We start from the raw sequence: 17,414 nt of genomic DNA, 5'->3' as shown, positions 1-17,414 counted from the left end.
ACGCTCTCCTGGGTTGGGTTTTCAAGCAAAGCTCTGACGTCTGATGGCGCGGCGCGCCCGGAACCCCGGCACAAGCTGGACGAAGTCCAATCCCGGTGCGTGGCGACGTGCCGCGACCCTGGCCGCGGCAGTGGCAATCGCGGCCGGCGGCTGGGTCCAGGGCGCCCGGGCGGCGAGGCGCCCGGCCTCCATGGCGAAGCGCACGAACGCTCGCGCAGTTTCAAATTCCTTATCCTCGTCGCTCAGACCTTCCAGCTCGGCTCCGGTGATGCGCTCCATCGCCTCGGAAGGATCGGCGTCGGATGAACCCGCAGGCGGCGCCAGCAAAGTCCTGACGGATTGACCGGCTCGGTTTAGGCGCGATCCAAGATGCTGCACGACCTGCGGGTCGATAGGCCTGCCGGCGAGCAATGCGCCATGGCGAAGAATCCGGTTCACGACACTGGCCAGTTCGCTGTTGCTCGTGGCTTCGAGAAAGGCGCTGCCGAGTTCGAGCTCCTCGAGCTCGGTCGATGGCTGAGGCTGCGCCGCTCGCGTCGGCACGCCCATTATGAGAAGGCCGTCTGCGCCCTCGGTCTCAGGATTGTAGGTGAGAAGCCTGTTGCTCATGCCACACTCCATTCGGCAGCCACCAGCTGCGCCGAAACAGAGATCGCAAGGATCGTGCCAAGTCGCCTCGGCCGGGATTCAAGCAAAATCAGGCCCGCCAGGCGAAGACAGCTTCGCAATCAGGGCGATGGGCACCGGTTTAAGGCGAAGTCAGATTCGCCTCTGGCCGGGATCACCCGGTCAAGCGCAAGCCCCTCCGCGCTGCGCTCTTGCGGGCTGCCAAGGTCGCCGCTGCCCGGATCGCTACCGGCGGCGAAAGCCAGGATTGAACAAGAGATTGCGAGCGCTTGCTTCTATGTGCGCTCCGTCCTGCCACAAGTCGCTGCTTAGCGACGCACGGGTTCGCTGCTTCATCGGGAAGTCTCCAATCGTGGGATCACGAACCGACCCCGCCGGATCGTGGTAAACGTCGATGGAACTAGGGACGAGAGGGATAGCGATCTTGTCAGCGAAGCGGATTCGCGGCCGGTTTGCCAGTTGTCCAGCAATGATCACATATCCTCGTCACCGCCCGTCAGATAGGTTATCTTCATCCTACTGTCGCAACTGACCGTAAAGCACTTCCGAAGCACTGGTGGAACAAAAGAGATTCCGTTGCGGGGAACCGAGGGGCACAAATGGAGGTCCCGAATCTCAGTCTGAGAGATCGAGCAGATCTACTGACGCGTGAACTTGCCGAGTCGATCGAACGACAGGCGGCAACAAGCGAGATTCTGCGCGTCATTTCGACTTCACCCACGAATGCACAGCCCGTGTTTGACACGATCGCGCAGCATGCCGCGCGGCTTTGCGACGCTCAATATTGCCACGTGTTTCGCTACGATGGCGAATTGCTGCACTTCGTGGCGCACCACCGGCTAGAACCCGAAAGCGCAGTGCCACCAGCCCCGCCGGATCGTGGCAGTGCCGCGGGACGTTCGATCCTCAGCGGATCGGTGGAGCAGATAGAGGACTGGAGGGCCGATCCGGAGTACCGGGCTCACACCCTTATAGGCCCTCGCTCCTCGAACTTCACAAGCCTTGCGGCTGTACCGATCATGCGCGAAGGAGTTCCGATCGGAACCATCGTCGTCGGGCGACCCGAAGCAGGATTATTCCCCGATCGTCAGGTTGCGCTTCTCAAGACTTTCGCGGACCAGGCAGGTATCGCCATCGAGAACGCCCGGCTGTTTAACGACGTGCAGGAGCGCAATCTCGAACTAAAAGAATCCTTGCAGCAGCAAACTGCGACTGCAGAGGTTCTCAAGGTCATCAACCGCTCGGCCTTTGACCTCCAGGCGGTGCTCGACACGCTTGTCGAGTCGGCCGTCCGGCTTTGCGAGGCCTATGATGCAGTGATCTTCCTGAAGGATGGGGGCTCACTCCATGTGAGAGCACACCACGGGCCGATTCCAATGGATTTCTTTAGCTGGCCAGTCTCCCGAGACTGGGTAACCGGGCGGGCCGTCCTTGAAAGAAGACCAGTCCATGTTCCAGACCTGAAGGCCCAGGCCGACGAATACCCTGATGGCCAGCGCATGGCGGTGCGAATGGGCCATCGCACCATTTTAGCGGCGCCGCTGCTGCGGCAACAGGAGGCCATCGGCGGTCTCGTCATACGCCGGACCGAAGTCAAGCCGTTCACAGAAAAGCAAATTGGTCTTCTCCAGACCTTTGCCGACCAGGCAGTCATCGCGATTGAAAACGTGCGGCTCTTCGATGAGGTAAAGGCGCGGACGGCAGAGTTGGCCGAAGCGTTAGAGCAGCAGACGGCGACGGCCGACGTGCTCAAGGTCATCAGCCGGTCCGCATTTAATCTGCAATCGGTCTTGGACACGCTGGTCGCGTCCGCTGCCCGTATTTGCGACGCTGACATGGCGACGATGACCAGGCCGATGGGTGGCGTGCACTATCCGGTCGCAAGCTTCGGCTTTTCGCAGGAATTCGACGATTATTTCAGGGCACTGCCGCTGGAACCTGGCCACGGCAGCATAGTCGGGCGGACCCTGCTTGAGGTCCGACCCGTTCAGGTGGTCGACGTTCTCGATGATCCGGGTTACGCGATGCCGGAAGCGCAAAGGCTTGGCGGGTTTCGCACAGTTCTCGGTGTACCGCTGCTGCGCGAAGGAAGCCCGATTGGTGTGCTCGCATTGACGCGCTCGAGCGTGCGACCATTTACCGATAAGCAGATCGACCTGGCATCAACCTTTGCCGACCAGGCCGTCATCGCTATCGAAAATGTGCGCCTTTTCAAGGAGGTGCAGGCGAGAACCGAGGAGCTGTCGCAATCCCTCGATGAACTCAAGGCCACGCAGGACCGATTGATCCAGACCGAGAAGCTCGCCTCGCTTGGGCAGTTGACCGCCGGAATTGCGCACGAGATCAAGAACCCGTTGAACTTCGTGAACAATTTCTCGGCGGTGTCGATCGAATTGATCGAAGAGCTCCAACAGGTACTTGGCCCCGTCGTCGCCAGCGGCGAGCTACGGGCCGAGATCGAGGCGCTCACCGAGATGATTAAGGGGAATCTCGAGAAGATCGTTCAACACGGCAAGCGCGCAGATTCCATCGTCAAAAACATGCTCTTGCATTCACGACAGGGAGCAGGTGACCGCACGCCCACCAACATCAATGCCCTGGTCGAGGAGAGCCTCAATCTCGCCTATCACGGCGCTCGTGCGGAGAAACCAGGGTTTGCGATCTCGCTCGCAAAATCATTCGATCCCCTGGCCGGGGAGATCGACCTCTATCCTCAAGAAATCACGCGCGTGCTTCTCAACCTGATTTCAAACGGCTTTTATGCGACCAGCAAACGCGCGTTGTCCGAACCCGATGGCATTTACGAGCCGACGCTTGAAGCGCAGACCAGGGATCTCGGACATAGCGTTGAGATCGTTATCCGTGACAATGGCGTCGGCATCGCGTCAGAGGTGAAGGTGAAGATGTTCAATCCCTTCTTCACAACCAAGCCCGCTGGCGAGGGAACGGGCCTCGGCCTGTCGCTCAGCCACGACATAATCGTCAAGCAACATGCGGGCTCCATCGAGGTGGACACACAACCCGGTCATTACACCGAGTTTCGCATTCGGCTGCCGCGGATAGCAACGCCGGAGGACAAAACATGAGCCTTCTTATCCTGGTGGTTGACGACGAGCCCGACGTGGAGCTGCTTTTCAAACAACAGTTCCGCCATGATCTTCGCGCTGGCCGCTTTGTCATGGAGTTTGCTCAATCAGCCTCGTCGGCGCTTGAGCGGATCTCCGACGCAGCCGATGTCACGCTTATTCTCATCCTCTCTGACGTGAACATGCCGGGCATGAGCGGATTAGAACTGCTTCCCAAGGCCAGGAGCATGCGGCCCGATGTACCGGTCATCTTGATCACCGCCTATGGCGATCAAGATACGAAGCGAAGGGCGATCGAATGTGGCGCGGAGACTTTGCTAACCAAGCCGATCGACTTTATCGCGCTGCGAGCGGAAATCGACACTCAAGTCGGGCGCGCCGCATGAGCACAAAGATACTCGTTGTGGACGACGAACCGGACCTGGAGGTGCTACTTCTTCAGAAATTCCGCAGGCAGATCCGCGAGGGGTCATTGCGTTTTATTTTCGCCCGCGATGGGATTGATGCCTTGGCCGTGATTGCCGCCAACCGCGACGTGGATATCGTTCTGAGCGACATCAATATGCCGCGTATGGATGGCCTGTCTCTGCTGGCAAATCTTCAGCGTGAGGACGAAAACCTCGCCACGATAATGATCTCCGCCTACAGCGATATGCCCAATATCCGGACCGCGATGAATCGCGGCGCCTTTGATTTCGTAACGAAGCCGATCGATTTTCCCGATCTGGAGGCGACGATCGTCAAGACAATCCACCATGTGCAGACGTTGCGCGAGGCGCAACGCAGGCAATCGGCGGCCGAGCAGGCGCGCGCATCGCTTTCTCGCTACTTTTCGCCAAATCTCGCCGAACGACTGGCCAGCAGCGCCGAGGCACTCGATCTTGGCGGAAAACGCCAGGATGTTGCATCGCTCTTTACCGATTTGACCGGGTTCACTACCCTGGTCGAGACGATTGAGCCGAACGTGCTCGGCCAGCTCCTCAATGATTACATCGTCGGAATGACAGACATCGTCTTTGCCCACGATGGTACGGTCGCCAAGATCATTGGCGACGCAATTCACGTCCTGTTCGGCGCACCGGTGGGTCAGCCCGACCACGCCAGGCGCGCGATCGCTTGCTCAATCGAACTTGACGCCTTCGCACGATCTTTCCGTGAAAACTGGTGCAGAAAGGGGATAGCGCTTGGGCACACCCGGATCGGTGCCCATGCCGGCACGGCAGTCGTTGGTAACTTTGGCGGCGGAAAGTTCTTCGACTATAGCGCCTACGGTGACACCATTAACGTTGCCGCGCGGTTGGAAGCCGCCAACAAATCGCTTGGCACGCGCATTTGCGTGAGTGGCAAGCTCGCAGCAAACGTTGAGGGTTTCCACGGCCGCCCGGTTGGCGACCTCTTGCTGCGAGGCAGAGCAGAGCCAATCCGCGCTTTCGAACCGCTCGATGCCGAAAGCTACGCCAGCGAAGCAACGCGGGCGTATATCACTGCTTTTTCAGAGCTAGAGGCCGGCGATCATCGTGCCATCGCATCGTTTGCAGCGCTGGTCGGTCGAAATCCTCACGACCCCCTCGCCGGATTCCACCTGAAGCGATTGATGAACGGCGACTTCGGCACAACTATCAACCTCAAGAATTTCCACTGATCGCCTAATTTTTCGGATCTGCGTTCAAACCCTTCGACTGAGCCAGTCGACGAATGGCATCCGAGCCCACCTGCTCGGTTTTCAATGCATGGAAGCGGCCCTGAGGCTCGCTCGGGGGTCACAACAAGGTGGCGGTGGCAGCGCGCTGAACTCCCATTTCCTTCAATTGAAATCGGGAAGCAATGCCGCGCCGCGCGAGCTCTACTCAACTGGACGCAAGCGGAACTTGCTGACCGCACGGCGATCAGTGCAGTCTCCATCCGAGCGTTCGAGAAGGGCGGCGAGATGCGCGAAAGCAATCTGAGACTGCTCAAGCTGACGTTTGAGGCTGCCGGCATCATATTCCAAGATGAGGGAGAACTTGTCAGCGGCGGTATGGGCGTGCGCTTCCGCTTACCCATAGCGGGTGGTTCGGACGACTAACGTCGCTTATGCCTTGAATCGATAGAGCGACGGATCTGCTTGGCCCAGGCCCACCATGCCCTAAGGATCGAAGTCCGCCGTCCATGCCATGATGGGTCTCGCCCGATTGATCTCTCTTGGGCGTCAATCCGAAGTGCGTCAGAGTAGCCGCTTTGGGCCGAAAGAAGCCATCGCCCCGCCATTGTCCGCTGATTCCGACTGGTTTCGGGTGCTGATAAATAGTAGGACGGCCAGCGTGATCTCGCGGCAGCAACGTGACGTCAATCGGTCGCCCGACCCCGTTCTAAAGATAACGGCGATCGCGTCCTCGAGGACTTTTGACAGGCCGGGGACATTTAGTCCACCCAGGCTTTGCCCGACTAGCACGACTCTTTTGTTCGCCGGGATTTGAGCTCGGGACCTTGTCGCCAAACCACTTATTCAGGATGGCGTACACTACGACTGACGCGCTGAGGCGCCAGTCGTAGAGGAATTGCAGGACCGAGTTTAGAATATGGGATGGCCTGCCAACGGTCGGAGCCCCTACCGCGATGAATGATCAAGTCCGTCGGCCTGGTTGCACGGACACCGTGACGATCCGGCGTGCCGCGCCCAGTAGATGCGATGGTATCTGGCGCCGATCTGCTGATTCCTAGCGACGAAGTTCTCGCCCGAACCGCTCACCTCTACAGGCCGGGCACCCGTCGCCCTTACGGCGTGCTGGAGCGGCCGGCGATGCTCCGGCTCCTGACTGTAGAAGAGCGGCGGAATGGCTTTCCTTCCCATACAAACTGAATTGCGAGTTTCCCGGTTTCGACCGTTTGGATTTCTGAACTTGGCCGCAACGCTCCCCGCCACGATGAAGCTATCGGCCGCCAGATAGAGCACTCAATCAAGAAGCGCGTTCGTGCGCGCCATCACCTATCTCCGCGCTCTTGACCGGAATCGAACCAAAGGATTGCCACCTTCGGGTGCGTAAAAGGATCGCGGTTGCGAATCTGTATCTCGAGATGATACGTACTAATTGACTTTCAGCAGTATCACCATATGATACATGCATAAAAGGCCAAGACGTGATCAGGTCATTTAAGGACGCTAAAACCGAAGCCGTTGCCCGCGGCAAAGCCCCAAAAGGCTTTCCTTCGGACTTCGTGAGGTCGGCCGTCCGGAAATTGACAATCCTGAACAGCGCTGCAGCTCTTGAGGACTTGCGTTCTCCTCCGGGCAATCGATTGGAAGCCCTTAAGGGAAATAGAGAAGGCCAGTATTCGATCCGGATCAATGATCAGTGGCGCATATGCTTCGTATGGACTGATGCCGGTATCGAAGACGTTGAAATAGTTGACTACCATTGAAGGCCAAGCACGGCAGACAGGGAGCTTGAGATGACCCATATTCTTCCGCCGGTCCACCCGGGCGAAATCCTCCGCGAGGAGTATCTGCTCCCCCTGAACATGAGTGCCGGTGCACTGGCGAAAAAGCTCAATGTTCCTCGCACCCGCATCGAACGTATAGCGGCGGAGCAGACACCGATAACGACGGATACCGCCCTGCGGCTCGCCAAGTACTTCCGCACAACGCCGGAATTTTGGATGAACATGCAGACCAGCTTCAACCTCAAGACAGAGGAAGTGGCGCTTCATAGCGAACTGGAATTGATCCCGGAAATCGACAGAGCAGCATAGCGGCAACTACGTCGGTACGGCACCTTCCAGTCGATACATTATGCGATTTTGGACGTACAGAACGGGAACATCCTATGGCAAGGCGTCCGCCTTGCGTCACACGAAGCGCGAGCGTGCCCGGCCATTGCTTGGTGATGTTCTCAAGAACAATCGACATGTTGCAACCGTGAGATAGTCGACGGGAATGCCACCGTAGATCGCCCGGCCGCCGGAGATCATGAAGTTGATGCCCCACAAAATGGAGCCGGCCGCGAGCGTCGCGATCAGCGAGGGAACACCGACGCCGACGACGAGCGCCGAATTGATGAGGCCGACGGCAAGGCCAGCAACGAGAGCGCCGACGATCGACAAGGGGATCGGCACACCGGCCACCATCAAGAGGGGCGCCAGCAAGCCGGCGAGACCAACGACATAGCCGACGGAAAGATCCATCTCCTTGGCGGCGAACCCAAAGGTCAGACCGACGGCAACGATGGTCAGCATCGAGATCTGCTGGAGGATGTTGACGAGATTGGTGCCGGTGAAGAACCGATCTGTGCCGATTGCGAAAGCCAAGAACAGGATGATCAGAACGGCAAGCGTGCTGTATTTCTGGATGAATGTGCCAATGCGCATCGGGCGGGACGCTTTCTCCTGGGCAATAGTCGTTGTCATGGTCATTGGGTTACCCCCGCAATTGCATTGATGAAGACAGCCTCGCTGAAATCGCGACGGGCAATCTGGTCGGCATCCCGGCCATTCCTGAACGCCACGACCCGGTCGGCCACATGGGCGATTTCAAGGAGATCGCTTGACGCAACGATGACGGCCGCGCCCCGTTCGGCGAGCGAGACGATGAGATCGTGGATCTCGCGCTTTGCGCCGACATCCACGCCTTCGGTCGGTTCGAGAAAGACGAAGAGCTTGTACTTGCCCTCGGACGCGAACTGCCATTTGGCGACGGAGACCTTCTGCTTGTTGCCGCCGCTGAGTTCGACGATCTTGGTCTCCGCACTCGACGTCTTGATGTTCAGCCGCTTGATCAGCCGGTGCGTCTCGGCGCGCTCGCGTCCGTTCAGAACAATGCCGAAAGGCTTGAAGCTCGTCTCCTGAATGCCGGCGATCGACATGTTTTCACGCACGGTCCAGTCGCCGATCATCGCATTGATCATCCGGTGATCCGGGATCAGCGCAGATCCACAGCGTTTCATGTCCCGCACGCTGGCCCGCCCGACGTCCTTGCCCTTGAACCGGTATCGACCAGCGGTCGCCAGGCGCGGTTCGAACAGCGACTGGGCGAACTCGAAATGCCCGGAACCGGTGAGGCCGATCAGACCGACGATCTCGCCGCTGCGCACCTCAAGGCCGTCCATATAGAAACGCTCGCCCTGCCAGCCCTCGATATCGACGACGATCTCCGCGTCATCGGCAAGTGTGCGCTCCGTCAATGCGCCATCGAGCAGACGGTGCTGATTGCCGGCCTGACCGCGATTGAGCATGATGCACCGCCCGCCCGACCGGTTCACTTGCAGTTGTCCTTGGTGAAGAGCGTGGCACCGTAGTAAACGATGTCCTTGCCGTTGGTGACTTCCTTCGGATGGTCACCGTCCAGCATGACCCGCTTGGCATAAGGTCGATCAGCTGACGCTCGGTGACCTCGTGGCCAGCGTTGGAAAGGTGGCTCACCTTGCGGCCGTCCTGCAGCACGGTGATCTCGTCGCAGAGATCGATCACCTCCTGCAGGAAGTGACTGATGAGGACGACCGCCATGCCGGCATCGGACAGTTGCCGGATCAGCGTCCAGAGGCTCTGCTTTTCCTTGGCAGGCAGCGTTGCCGTCGGCTCGTCGAGGATCAGATGCCGCCCGTCCATTTCGGAGGTTGGCGGACTTCATCAGCGGTTTCCCCGGCGTCGATACCGCGCAAACGTTGAACGCCGTGCAGGACTTCGCCACACGCTATGGCGAAGAGATCAACGCTGTCTGGAGCCATAGACCCGGTAGGAGCGAACCTTGATGCCCGATAGTTCGGCGGCACGGGCATTGCCGCCGACGGCATAGAGGTAGCGACCGAAGGTCGTGCGCTCCATCACGAACCACGACCCGCCAACGATGACGAGCATGATCAGCGCTCGGAGGCGGCCATTGCGCGATCAGCGTTGCCTTACTGCTGATGCAATTGCAGGAGACCGATGTCGGCTCAGAAGCTGCGCCGGGAGGGCCAAGACACGCGTCGAGCACCGGTATAGCGGGTGATTGCGCTGGCTCTTTGTGGCGCCCCGCCGTCGTTCTCCCACTGTTCGAGATTTGCGGTTTCAATCTGCCGCGGGGTGCGCAGCCCATTCCGGCTTTGCAGTTCGGCAAGCAAAGTGTCTGCCGCGATTACGCCGGCCTGAAACCGTCCGACCAGAAAGAGCGCGGCAAGGCGAAGGCTCTCGTGATCATCGATCTCAACGCGCTGGTGAAACCCGGCGCGTCGCAATACGCTATCTAGCATTGCCAGATCGGAAGGAGCCAATGAATGCTGGCGCGCGGATGACATGAAGCCACTTCCTGTTGCCGGGAAAAATCGTATCGGATGCACGGTCCGCAGCCCCAAGCCTGGTCGCTGCGTGCATGGAGGCTTCGCGTTTCGTACCAGGCGCATTCACCGGCGCCGCGGTTTACGACCCGGCTCGAGTTCGGGCACCCCTACAACCGCTTCGCAAGCAGCATGTTCAAGGCGCCGCGCCTTGAGCTTCTCGGTCTTCTTTTCGCGGGCGATCTTTTCGGCGGCAACGATTGCTCTCGCCGTATGATCGGTGGCCGCCGCTTTCTCGCTGGCGGAGATTTTGGCCGGCTTAAATGCGGCGTTGGGGTCTGGCTTCATGGCCTATCTCCTGATGCGAACGAGCGCGACACCGAAAGCTCAGCGCGGTCGCGCGGCTTTCTTGGGCGCCGGCAGCAGGCCCTCGCGCTGGAGTTTCTTGCGCTGAAGCTTGCGTTGGCGCCTCACCGCTTCTGCCTTTTCGCGCACACGCTTTTGCGAGGGTTTCTCGTAGCTGCTGCGCGCCTTGAATTCACGGAACAGGCCTTCGCGCTGCATCTTCTTCTTCAGAATCCGCAAAGCTTGATCGATATTGTTGTCTCTGACGAGGACTTGCAAAAGACGTTCTCCTGTTTTGGTCGCGGAAGGCCATGGTCCGCGTGCTTATCTGCCACGCCTGGCGCTCAATGGCTTGAGCCAAGGCCCGGTGTCGGTCGCTTCAGGGACGTCGTCAGTCCCGGTCTCGGCGTGTTCTATGTCAGTCGCCAGTACACATCGTTCGAACGTCTCGCCTTCCACCCTGACGCGATAGCGGGCCTCGCCACGATCTCCCGGCAACAGGCCGACAATCTGGCCGACGCGGCTTTTTAAGACCGACTGCGTCCCACTCACCCTCAACGTGACCTTGTTGCCAATCTCGTAGGCCACAGAGCGCATAACAATCTCCTGAAACCGAGGGGTCCTAAGACGCAAAAAGGTCGGGTTATTCCCCCGACCTCTTCCCGTCATCCAAGCGCCTCCCTGCCAGTACATCCGTGGTCAGAGAAGGCGAATGACAAACTATTCGGCCCTGAGATTGTCGGCCGAGTTCTTTCCCGACTTGCGGTCGCTGACGATGTCGAAGGTCACCTTCTGACCGTCGGCGAGCGAGCGCAGGCCGGCGCGTTCAAGCGCCGAGATATGGACGAACACGTCTGTGCTGCCGTCGTCCGGTTGAATGAACCCGAAGCCCTTGGTGCTGTTGAACCACTTTACTGTGCCTGAAGCCATGATGGTTTCCTTTCAATCGTGGAGTTTGCCAGAAATATTTCTCTGGCTATGATCGATATTCGAAAGGAGATCTGGCCGCGCAAAAGCGCCATGTCAAAGTTCACAAGCAATATTCGATGAACTGATATATAGACGATACTTTTTGAAATTCAATAAAAATATTAATTCTTTAAAATCCTAGGCCGATGAAATGCTCTTTAAAAGCCTGAAAAATCGGACTTTTCATGTGTTTATTTTATTTTTATTGCACCCTTCCCGCTCGTTCTGGCCAGAGTAGTTTGTATCGCGACAGGCATGAAAGCCGTCTTGGTCGCGCTCTGGCCAGCGCGACGGGCAAGTCTTCCCGCCTCCACAAACATGTTGCAGAGAACGCATTCAAACTGCCGATTGACGCCTAGGTGTAGATGCCGGTAGAACCGTCTATCGAATTTGCTCGCTAGCTTTGGTTATTGCGCGATTGGCTTCGCGCTGTGAACGAACCTTCCTTTCAAAATCGCCATCGAGGCCCTGTTTCGCACGGCAGGCTTCAGTATTGCTGCGGAAGGGCTCGTCATGATCACCAGTACAGTTAAATGCTCCCACTAAGGGCTTCTACCAACCTGACAGGGAGGCGCCGACGCGTCTGCCGGCAATTTCACGGCGGTCCCGCTGCTCGTCGAACGCCGAAAGCTGGTTTCGAAGTGGAGCGAGGTGTCGCCCCAAGATCATAAGGCTGCCTGATGCGTCCGTAGCGATGGCCCACGATGATTATGTCAGACCATCAACTAGGAAGGCGCTTTGGCGCGGGTAACGATTCTGCACAGCAACACCCGGGTGCCCGCCTCCAGTGGTCATTCCCCTCTCCATCACCAGACAGATTGAAGGTAGACAATGAAGAGCTTGGACGAAAAACTTCTTATTATTCTGAGTGCCTTCCACAGTGTTCGATATGGGATGTCGCCATCCGTCACACGGGGGGCTGCTGAAAATCATTCCAAAAAACATGGGCTGGCGGGATCCGATTACAGCCAGACCCTTGAAGCGGCCATCGGTGCCGGGCTCATTGGTCTTTCGTCTGACTCATCCCTTTCAATTAGGGCCGCTGGACGAGCGAGGTTAGGCAAACGCTAGCCGGAGCGTGCCGTGCGACGTACTGGAGATGGGCCGAGTGAGATCTGTTTGCGGTTGGTTGGAGCTACAGGATGCTCCGGCTGTTGAGCGATCGTCCGGCAAGCGCCATTCCATCATTGCCGACATTGACCATCGATATTGCCTTCATCGGTCACCCGTTCATGGCATTCGCCGCTGCTGCGTATGCGGTACTGGAGCGCATTGTCGCGGATCGGCAACGTCGCGGTGATGCGATAGGTTTCTCCGGCAATCGAGTCTTTCACCGGCGACCCCTTGGCGCGAACAAGCTGGCCAACGTGGAAGCGGTGAACCGGCGTCCGGTCGCGCGGACCGCGGATGATGCGTTTAGTGAAAGATAATATGTTCATAACGGTCTCAGACCTCTTTGAATATGAGTACTCGCGACGAGTTGAGCGAGCACGCGATGTCGGTTGAACTGTTCAAAGCCGAATACGCCAACAAATGGCGATCGAAGCCAAGGGCGTGATGTTGCCTACGAATAGCATCCCTCGTTTCGTCAATTAAACAACTGCCGCATTGACTGAAAGGCGGCAGGACGCCGGCCGTCTCCTGTCCCTGCTACGGCAATCAATCGGAACAATCGGGCGAAGCCAATTCCTTTGCTTCGGCGTGCAAATTGATCTCTGGCTCGTCTAGTCGCGAAGCAATTCTGCCATACCAGAAGCCTGGGGCCTAGAGATACCGGAGGCAAGCCCGCAAATTGCCAGATGTCATCACTCCATACGGCACGCCTCGTTGCTGACCCGATACGGCCGGTTGCACTCCCAGCCGTTACCGGTATGATCCAAATGTGCGTTTTCAGGAAGCTTGATTTCTGAGCATGCGAATCCCTTTGCTACAAAGCCGCGGTCACATTTCCATTTCTGCCCGTAGGCAGTGTCCGCGAAGCTTGCGTTTTTGGGAACCTTTACGGCAACACAGGCTTGGTCCTTCACTTCAAAGCCGCGGTCGCATAGCCATTCATTACCGCTGGTTGTCAGATAGGCATGCTGAGGAACGTTCAATGCGACGCACTTGCCACCGACAACCTGGTAACCACGCTCACACTCCCAACCCTCGCTATAGTTTGAGTCCGTCAGAAACGCATTGTCCGGCACCTCGATGAGGTCGCATCCAGTGCCGTTGCCGCGATATCCACGCATGCATCGCCAACGGTCGCCAGAATACGGATCAAGATAGGCGTTGGCAGGCACCTCAACTGCAAGGCACTGGTCGCCGCTTTCGGCAAAGCCGTAGTGGCATTCCCAGCCCTTGCCATAGGACTCGTTTGTCAGGAAACCATGGTCGGGCGCCGTCACCGCAACACAGGAATCGGCTTCTCTTCTAAAGCCACGAATACACTCCCACCCTGAGCCATAGCGATTTGCTTCGGCATTCGCGGGCAACGTAAGCGTCCCTTGGCCATAAGCGCCGGGGATGGCGAACAACGTCGCAGATAGAAGCAGGGTCATTTGGAGAGCCACTGCAAGACAGGATAGCTGGCGCATCAATTAATCTCTCCAAATGAGTTTTCAGATTATTACGGGAACGGGAAGCCATTGCGGCTGCTCTTTCGCGGGAACGGCACTTCCGTACCATGCACGCGTCGCTCACTTGGTGAAGTGTTGCAGCTCGACAGGCAGCCCTTGAATTGCGTAGCGCCCTAACCGAGAACCCAGTGGTTGCCTGTGCTTCCCGGCTCGCCCGAACCGACATTCGAGCCGCACTGCTAGCCCCGAGCGGGACTGAACTCCCTCGAGCATCAGCACAGTTACCAGCAACGAAGCAGTCTCAAAGAGCCCCGGATCTTGGACAAGAAGGTCGGCGCCGTAACCAGCATCATCCAGGACCCACTGCATCTTTGCTCGTTCGGAAGGCGATATTTGGCGTGCGGGGAAAGACATGGCGTTCCCTTGCTTGGGGCCAGGGTATCGAGCCCTCAAGCAGTAGCGCCCGTTTCATCTGCTACTGAAGGCTGGACACTGCGCCTTTGCCGTTCGAATAGCAACCGCATTCGTTCCTACGGCGGAACGTCCGCCATAGCTGCCCCGGTATTGGGGCACCCATAAGATTTAGAGGCCGATCCGTATTCGATCGTTGCCAAAAAAAAGGCCGGGCGGACCCGACCTTCTAAATACCGCTTCAATGGCCACAGCAAGTACATCCGTGGACATGGCCAGAAGCGTGTTTTTAGGCAGCTACGAGGTTGTCGGCTGCGTTCTTGCCGGAACGAGCGTCTTTAACGATGTCAAAGCTAACCTTTTGCCCTTCGACAAGCGAACCCAAGCCGGCCCGCTCAACTGCAGACGCGTGAACGAATACGTCCGATTCGCCGTTATCGAGCGCGATGAAGCCGAAGCCCTTGATGCTATTGAAAAACTTTACAGTTCCAGTGTTCATGACAGTTCCTTTTCAAAATCATGATTGAGTCATCCGGCCAACGAGATGACAGCCGAGCCTGATAGATCGATTTTGAAAGGAAAGGTCGGCTTGGACGCGAAAGGCGAGAAAACAAAGCTCAACAAGCAAAGATCGATAACGGTGTAGCTATAGACACAATGTGTCCTCAACAAGTCTGTGACGGTTGTTCATTCCAACGTCGCCTCTGGCGCTTCGGGACTCAATGAGGCCAGGCGGCAGGCGGTGACATCGACATGAACGACGCCGCCGACGTACTCAACCAGAGGCTTGATCGTGTTGCGGCCGCTGAGATCGTGCACCGTCGCTAGCATGCCGCCAACCATGCGGTATTCTGGGCGGAGGTCTTCCTGCTTTTTCATCCCGGCGACCCTAACCGCTCCCCCCACACCCTTTGGGGGAGCGAATCTCGATCGGCTCACCGACCCTCGGCGGGTCCGCGATGAGGCCTGTCTCAGGCAACTGAGAAGAATGATGAGACGCGTAGCTATCGGGCGTTCCGTTTGATCCCATACGCCAAGTCCAGACGATCGATTCTTTTTCTACAGGCGCTTCGCAAGGTCGATTTTGTTGCTCGGCCGCCTTGACAAGGATTCGAACCAGCTTCCATGCCCATTGTTTATTAAGCGAGCACGCTAATTAACAAAATTGCTGCTTTGTTTATTAAGGCCCATCGAATGCCCCATGATCGCCTGTCGGCTCGTGTCTGCCGGGAAGTACTCCTCGACGAGGGCTGGCAATTCGTCAATGAGATAGGAATAGATCCGATAGTTCTTGGAAAATGACTCTTCGGTGGCGTCAACGTAAAAAGCCCGCGCCCTTGCCGATCCGCCAAATATCGGGCACGTCCTCAACCTCGCTCCGCGGGCTTGTGTCAGGGCATACCACGACTCGCCGGGGTTCTGCGGCTATCCGCCGATTTTCACCCTTGTCCATCACACTTGCATAGGTGCACGTCAAACAGGTCGTGGACCTGACGCCGCTTGCGGGGGCCTCACCCTCTCTTTGCTTACCCCTCCTCGTGGCTCGGACCCTTCGCGAGATAGACCGCATGGACGGCTGCCAGGAGAGAGCTTTCGGTTGAAGCAGACATATTGAATTCGAACATAAGAAACCGGGCGAGATGTTCGGCGCAGTTTCCCTCCCTCGGTATCTGATGCTCCGCGCAAGTCGCCTCGAACACACGCCTCAGCAGGTCGATTTCCGCGACGCTCATCAAGACATTCCCATTCGCGTTAAACACGGGCACTTATCTCGCCTCCCTTTGGATCCGCTGTGGCTCGTTAAGCATCTGAAGCACATCGAAGGCTAATTGTTGGTCGACGCCGGTCATTGTCGAGGAGTCGATACGCACCGGCACTCCCGTGAATACGTGGTAGATCGTCCAGGACCCGTCACATTCCACACGCCTGCCGCATTGATAGAGTTCGCCCATGTTGTCGGGTGCCCGACCGTGTAGCTGCCAGCGCGAGGTGACAATCTCATGTTTTCGATCGGGCGGTTCCATTGGCGCATATCTCCCTGTCATGACGCGAGTCACTTGCATTACAGAAGCCGGTGCCGCTCCTGCGTGTCCCGGATGCGTTTCAATGTGCCGGAACTGTCATCAGGCTCCTGCTGGCTGTCGCGGGCCTGCTGAATGGCCGGCTTTGCGGTTGTCCGCCGAAGATTGCGTTGACGGATTTCAGATTTGACTTGGAACAGTCGCTTCAATGTTTCGACGTAGCTCATGGCATTCCTCAGTGGCTGCGGGTCATTCCCCAGTCGATCGGTTCAAGATTGTTTTCAGCGCTGACGCGGTCCTGTCCGAGTTCATCGTTGCGAATTCGATATTGGGGGGCGTTGTCGCGTAGCGGCATCATTGCCGTGATGCGATAGGTTTCTGCGGTTCTCGGTGAGAGATGACTACGGTCCCTGAGGCGAACGGACAGTCCCACGGGATAGCGATGCTGCGACACGGTTCTTGTCCTCATTTTCCTGGCGTATTTGATATCTCGGCGCCACCAAGCGCGATCAAACGCGCCAGCTCGTCGGGTTCGATTTGAATCATCCGCATGCGGTAGTGATTCTCGACTGTCGCGGGCAGCTTGATGAAGGTGGCAACACGGCGATAGGCGAGCCAGGAAAGCCCTTCAATCGGCACCTCGTCGTCATCCATTTCATAATCGCCGGCGACTATCGTCTCATCAACGCCCGGCAATCTGAACGGCCGGTCGAAATGGATTGTCCGGTGAACCGTTCGGTCGAACATGACATCTCCTCTCGATACCGGAAGCTTGTCGCCGGCACGCGATCTCGTTTCTGATGGTAGTGATGAGCCGATACCGCTGCATGCGGCAGCGCTACATGCGACGATCTAAGGAGGAAATGGCGGGTCGGGGTTCTGACGCCGCGAGAAGCCAAGAAGGCTTAAATCGATTTAACAAGGGTGCGCGTCAATTGAGGTCAATTCAAGGTCAAGATGAGGCAGACCTTTCGAGGCCCGGAGCCGGAACCCCTCACGCCCCCCTGACAGCCGGCCGGTCTCGAACGACATTAATAGCTGGCTCCTGAGCAAACTCAGGTGCCCAGAGGCTCCGATTTGCAATAGCACCAGCTTCTGCCTACCGTCTCCATTTGTGACGCCATCAAAAATCTTCCTGCCGCAACAGCTCGGGAGCTACCCATGACA

General features: G+C 57.7%; 22 protein-coding genes and 1 pseudogene. 7 read left to right on the top strand and 16 right to left on the bottom strand.

The genetic code is table 11. From position 1 onward, the window contains the following. Positions 1-21: 21 nt before the first annotated feature. Positions 22-609 (bottom strand): hypothetical protein, encoded by a 588-nt coding sequence (locus I8N66_RS21000; protein WP_291157276.1) that lies wholly within the window; start codon positions 607-609, stop codon positions 22-24. 617 nt (positions 610-1,226) lie between these two features. Between I8N66_RS21000 and I8N66_RS20995 the strand changes: the two genes are divergently transcribed. The 6 genes from I8N66_RS20995 to I8N66_RS20970 all read left to right on the top strand — a co-directional run bounded on the left by I8N66_RS20995 (position 1,227) and on the right by I8N66_RS20970 (position 7,442). Then, a complete protein-coding gene (locus I8N66_RS20995; RefSeq protein ID WP_291157274.1) occupies positions 1,227-3,713 on the top strand; it encodes a GAF domain-containing protein in 2,487 nt (828 codons plus the stop codon). Further along, the gene (locus tag I8N66_RS20990; RefSeq protein WP_113536202.1) at positions 3,710-4,099 is read left to right on the top strand and encodes a response regulator; all 390 of its coding nucleotides are present in this window, start codon (positions 3,710-3,712) and stop codon (positions 4,097-4,099) included. Before I8N66_RS20995 ends, I8N66_RS20990 begins: the two co-directional genes overlap by 4 nt. Continuing rightward, entirely contained in the window at positions 4,096-5,355 is a 1,260-nt protein-coding gene (locus tag I8N66_RS20985; protein ID WP_291157271.1) for an adenylate/guanylate cyclase domain-containing protein, read from the top strand. The genes I8N66_RS20990 and I8N66_RS20985 overlap by 4 nt, the downstream gene beginning before the upstream one ends. An 84-nt stretch (positions 5,356-5,439) precedes the next feature. Beyond that, positions 5,440-5,778, top strand: coding sequence for a helix-turn-helix domain-containing protein (locus I8N66_RS37575; RefSeq protein WP_365887616.1), 339 nt, complete (start codon positions 5,440-5,442; stop codon positions 5,776-5,778). A 1,052-nt stretch (positions 5,779-6,830) separates the two neighbouring features. Then, a complete protein-coding gene (locus I8N66_RS20975) occupies positions 6,831-7,112 on the top strand; it encodes a type II toxin-antitoxin system RelE/ParE family toxin (protein ID WP_291157267.1) in 282 nt (93 codons plus the stop codon). A 30-nt stretch (positions 7,113-7,142) separates the two neighbouring features. Beyond that, positions 7,143-7,442 (top strand): HigA family addiction module antitoxin, encoded by a 300-nt coding sequence (locus tag I8N66_RS20970; RefSeq protein ID WP_223730851.1) that lies wholly within the window; start codon positions 7,143-7,145, stop codon positions 7,440-7,442. A gap of 96 nt (positions 7,443-7,538) precedes the next feature. Here the strand turns inward: I8N66_RS20970 and I8N66_RS20965 are convergent, their stop codons facing one another. From I8N66_RS20965 to I8N66_RS20935, 7 genes are all read right to left on the bottom strand, one after another. Beyond that, positions 7,539-8,057, bottom strand: a complete 519-nt coding sequence (locus I8N66_RS20965) for a hypothetical protein (RefSeq protein ID WP_291157241.1) — start codon at positions 8,055-8,057, stop codon at positions 7,539-7,541. A gap of 41 nt (positions 8,058-8,098) precedes the next feature. After that, positions 8,099-8,920 (bottom strand): ATP-binding cassette domain-containing protein, encoded by an 822-nt coding sequence (locus tag I8N66_RS20960; RefSeq protein ID WP_291157239.1) that lies wholly within the window; start codon positions 8,918-8,920, stop codon positions 8,099-8,101. 472 nt (positions 8,921-9,392) lie between these two features. Continuing rightward, on the bottom strand, positions 9,393-9,542 hold the full coding sequence (locus I8N66_RS20955; protein WP_291157237.1) for a hypothetical protein: 150 nt from the start codon (positions 9,540-9,542) through the stop codon (positions 9,393-9,395). 77 nt (positions 9,543-9,619) lie between these two features. Beyond that, entirely contained in the window at positions 9,620-9,961 is a 342-nt protein-coding gene (locus I8N66_RS20950; RefSeq protein ID WP_291157235.1) for a hypothetical protein, read from the bottom strand. 105 nt (positions 9,962-10,066) lie between these two features. Then, on the bottom strand, positions 10,067-10,288 hold the full coding sequence (locus tag I8N66_RS20945) for a hypothetical protein (protein WP_291157233.1): 222 nt from the start codon (positions 10,286-10,288) through the stop codon (positions 10,067-10,069). Positions 10,289-10,327: 39 nt separating this feature from the next. Next, the gene (gene rpsU, locus I8N66_RS20940; RefSeq protein WP_113536185.1) at positions 10,328-10,564 is read right to left on the bottom strand and encodes a 30S ribosomal protein S21; all 237 of its coding nucleotides are present in this window, start codon (positions 10,562-10,564) and stop codon (positions 10,328-10,330) included. A gap of 441 nt (positions 10,565-11,005) precedes the next feature. Further along, positions 11,006-11,215: a cold-shock protein gene (locus I8N66_RS20935; protein ID WP_113536183.1), complete on the bottom strand. Its 210-nt coding sequence runs from the start codon at positions 11,213-11,215 to the stop codon at positions 11,006-11,008. A gap of 1,193 nt (positions 11,216-12,408) precedes the next feature. Between I8N66_RS20935 and I8N66_RS20930 the strand changes: the two genes are divergently transcribed. After that, the gene (locus I8N66_RS20930) at positions 12,409-12,684 is read left to right on the top strand and encodes a hypothetical protein (RefSeq protein ID WP_291157229.1); all 276 of its coding nucleotides are present in this window, start codon (positions 12,409-12,411) and stop codon (positions 12,682-12,684) included. 375 nt (positions 12,685-13,059) lie between these two features. Here the strand turns inward: I8N66_RS20930 and I8N66_RS20925 are convergent, their stop codons facing one another. The 8 genes and pseudogenes from I8N66_RS20925 to I8N66_RS20890 all read right to left on the bottom strand — a co-directional run bounded on the left by I8N66_RS20925 (position 13,060) and on the right by I8N66_RS20890 (position 16,994). Further along, entirely contained in the window at positions 13,060-13,833 is a 774-nt protein-coding gene (locus I8N66_RS20925) for a hypothetical protein (protein ID WP_291157227.1), read from the bottom strand. A 102-nt stretch (positions 13,834-13,935) separates the two neighbouring features. After that, a complete protein-coding gene (locus I8N66_RS20920; RefSeq protein ID WP_291157225.1) occupies positions 13,936-14,229 on the bottom strand; it encodes a hypothetical protein in 294 nt (97 codons plus the stop codon). A 286-nt stretch (positions 14,230-14,515) separates the two neighbouring features. Beyond that, positions 14,516-14,725, bottom strand: a complete 210-nt coding sequence (locus I8N66_RS20915; RefSeq protein ID WP_113536179.1) for a cold-shock protein — start codon at positions 14,723-14,725, stop codon at positions 14,516-14,518. Positions 14,726-14,913: 188 nt separating this feature from the next. Then, positions 14,914-15,105, bottom strand: a complete 192-nt coding sequence (locus I8N66_RS20910) for a hypothetical protein (RefSeq protein WP_291157222.1) — start codon at positions 15,103-15,105, stop codon at positions 14,914-14,916. 306 nt (positions 15,106-15,411) lie between these two features. Then, positions 15,412-15,703, bottom strand: a pseudogene (locus tag I8N66_RS20905) (alpha/beta hydrolase-fold protein); the annotation flags it as partial. Positions 15,704-16,288: 585 nt separating this feature from the next. Continuing rightward, positions 16,289-16,474, bottom strand: a complete 186-nt coding sequence (locus tag I8N66_RS20900; RefSeq protein ID WP_113536175.1) for a hypothetical protein — start codon at positions 16,472-16,474, stop codon at positions 16,289-16,291. A gap of 8 nt (positions 16,475-16,482) precedes the next feature. Continuing rightward, positions 16,483-16,701 carry a hypothetical protein gene (locus tag I8N66_RS20895; RefSeq protein ID WP_113536174.1) on the bottom strand — a complete coding sequence of 73 codons (219 nt, stop codon included), beginning with the start codon at positions 16,699-16,701 and terminating at the stop codon, positions 16,483-16,485. A gap of 11 nt (positions 16,702-16,712) precedes the next feature. Continuing rightward, entirely contained in the window at positions 16,713-16,994 is a 282-nt protein-coding gene (locus I8N66_RS20890; RefSeq protein WP_113536173.1) for a hypothetical protein, read from the bottom strand. Positions 16,995-17,414 lie beyond the last annotated feature (420 nt).

Source organism: Ensifer sp. SSB1 (assembly GCF_016652895.1).
Lineage (GTDB): Bacteria > Pseudomonadota > Alphaproteobacteria > Rhizobiales > Rhizobiaceae > Ensifer.
This window is presented reverse-complemented; position numbering and strand designations above follow the sequence as displayed.

What these genes read in the sequence shown, in the direction of transcription:
- I8N66_RS21000 (WP_291157276.1), bottom strand. Translation starts at nt 609, where the DNA reads ATGAGCAACAGGCTTCTCACCTACAATCCTGAGACCGAGGGCGCAGAC.
- I8N66_RS20995 (WP_291157274.1), top strand. Translation starts at nt 1,227, where the DNA reads ATGGAGGTCCCGAATCTCAGTCTGAGAGATCGAGCAGATCTACTGACG.
- I8N66_RS20990 (WP_113536202.1), top strand. Translation starts at nt 3,710, where the DNA reads ATGAGCCTTCTTATCCTGGTGGTTGACGACGAGCCCGACGTGGAGCTG.
- I8N66_RS20985 (WP_291157271.1), top strand. Translation starts at nt 4,096, where the DNA reads ATGAGCACAAAGATACTCGTTGTGGACGACGAACCGGACCTGGAGGTG.
- I8N66_RS37575 (WP_365887616.1), top strand. Translation starts at nt 5,440, where the DNA reads ATGCATGGAAGCGGCCCTGAGGCTCGCTCGGGGGTCACAACAAGGTGG.
- I8N66_RS20970 (WP_223730851.1), top strand. Translation starts at nt 7,143, where the DNA reads ATGACCCATATTCTTCCGCCGGTCCACCCGGGCGAAATCCTCCGCGAG.
- I8N66_RS20965 (WP_291157241.1), bottom strand. Translation starts at nt 8,057, where the DNA reads ATGCGCATTGGCACATTCATCCAGAAATACAGCACGCTTGCCGTTCTG.
- I8N66_RS20960 (WP_291157239.1), bottom strand. Translation starts at nt 8,920, where the DNA reads ATGCTCAATCGCGGTCAGGCCGGCAATCAGCACCGTCTGCTCGATGGC.
- I8N66_RS20955 (WP_291157237.1), bottom strand. Translation starts at nt 9,542, where the DNA reads ATGCTCGTCATCGTTGGCGGGTCGTGGTTCGTGATGGAGCGCACGACC.
- I8N66_RS20950 (WP_291157235.1), bottom strand. Translation starts at nt 9,961, where the DNA reads ATGTCATCCGCGCGCCAGCATTCATTGGCTCCTTCCGATCTGGCAATG.
- I8N66_RS20945 (WP_291157233.1), bottom strand. Translation starts at nt 10,288, where the DNA reads ATGAAGCCAGACCCCAACGCCGCATTTAAGCCGGCCAAAATCTCCGCC.
- I8N66_RS20935 (WP_113536183.1), bottom strand. Translation starts at nt 11,215, where the DNA reads ATGGCTTCAGGCACAGTAAAGTGGTTCAACAGCACCAAGGGCTTCGGG.
- I8N66_RS20925 (WP_291157227.1), bottom strand. Translation starts at nt 13,833, where the DNA reads ATGCGCCAGCTATCCTGTCTTGCAGTGGCTCTCCAAATGACCCTGCTT.
- I8N66_RS20920 (WP_291157225.1), bottom strand. Translation starts at nt 14,229, where the DNA reads ATGTCTTTCCCCGCACGCCAAATATCGCCTTCCGAACGAGCAAAGATG.
- I8N66_RS20915 (WP_113536179.1), bottom strand. Translation starts at nt 14,725, where the DNA reads ATGAACACTGGAACTGTAAAGTTTTTCAATAGCATCAAGGGCTTCGGC.
- I8N66_RS20910 (WP_291157222.1), bottom strand. Translation starts at nt 15,105, where the DNA reads ATGAAAAAGCAGGAAGACCTCCGCCCAGAATACCGCATGGTTGGCGGC.
- I8N66_RS20900 (WP_113536175.1), bottom strand. Translation starts at nt 16,474, where the DNA reads ATGAGCTACGTCGAAACATTGAAGCGACTGTTCCAAGTCAAATCTGAA.
- I8N66_RS20890 (WP_113536173.1), bottom strand. Translation starts at nt 16,994, where the DNA reads ATGTTCGACCGAACGGTTCACCGGACAATCCATTTCGACCGGCCGTTC.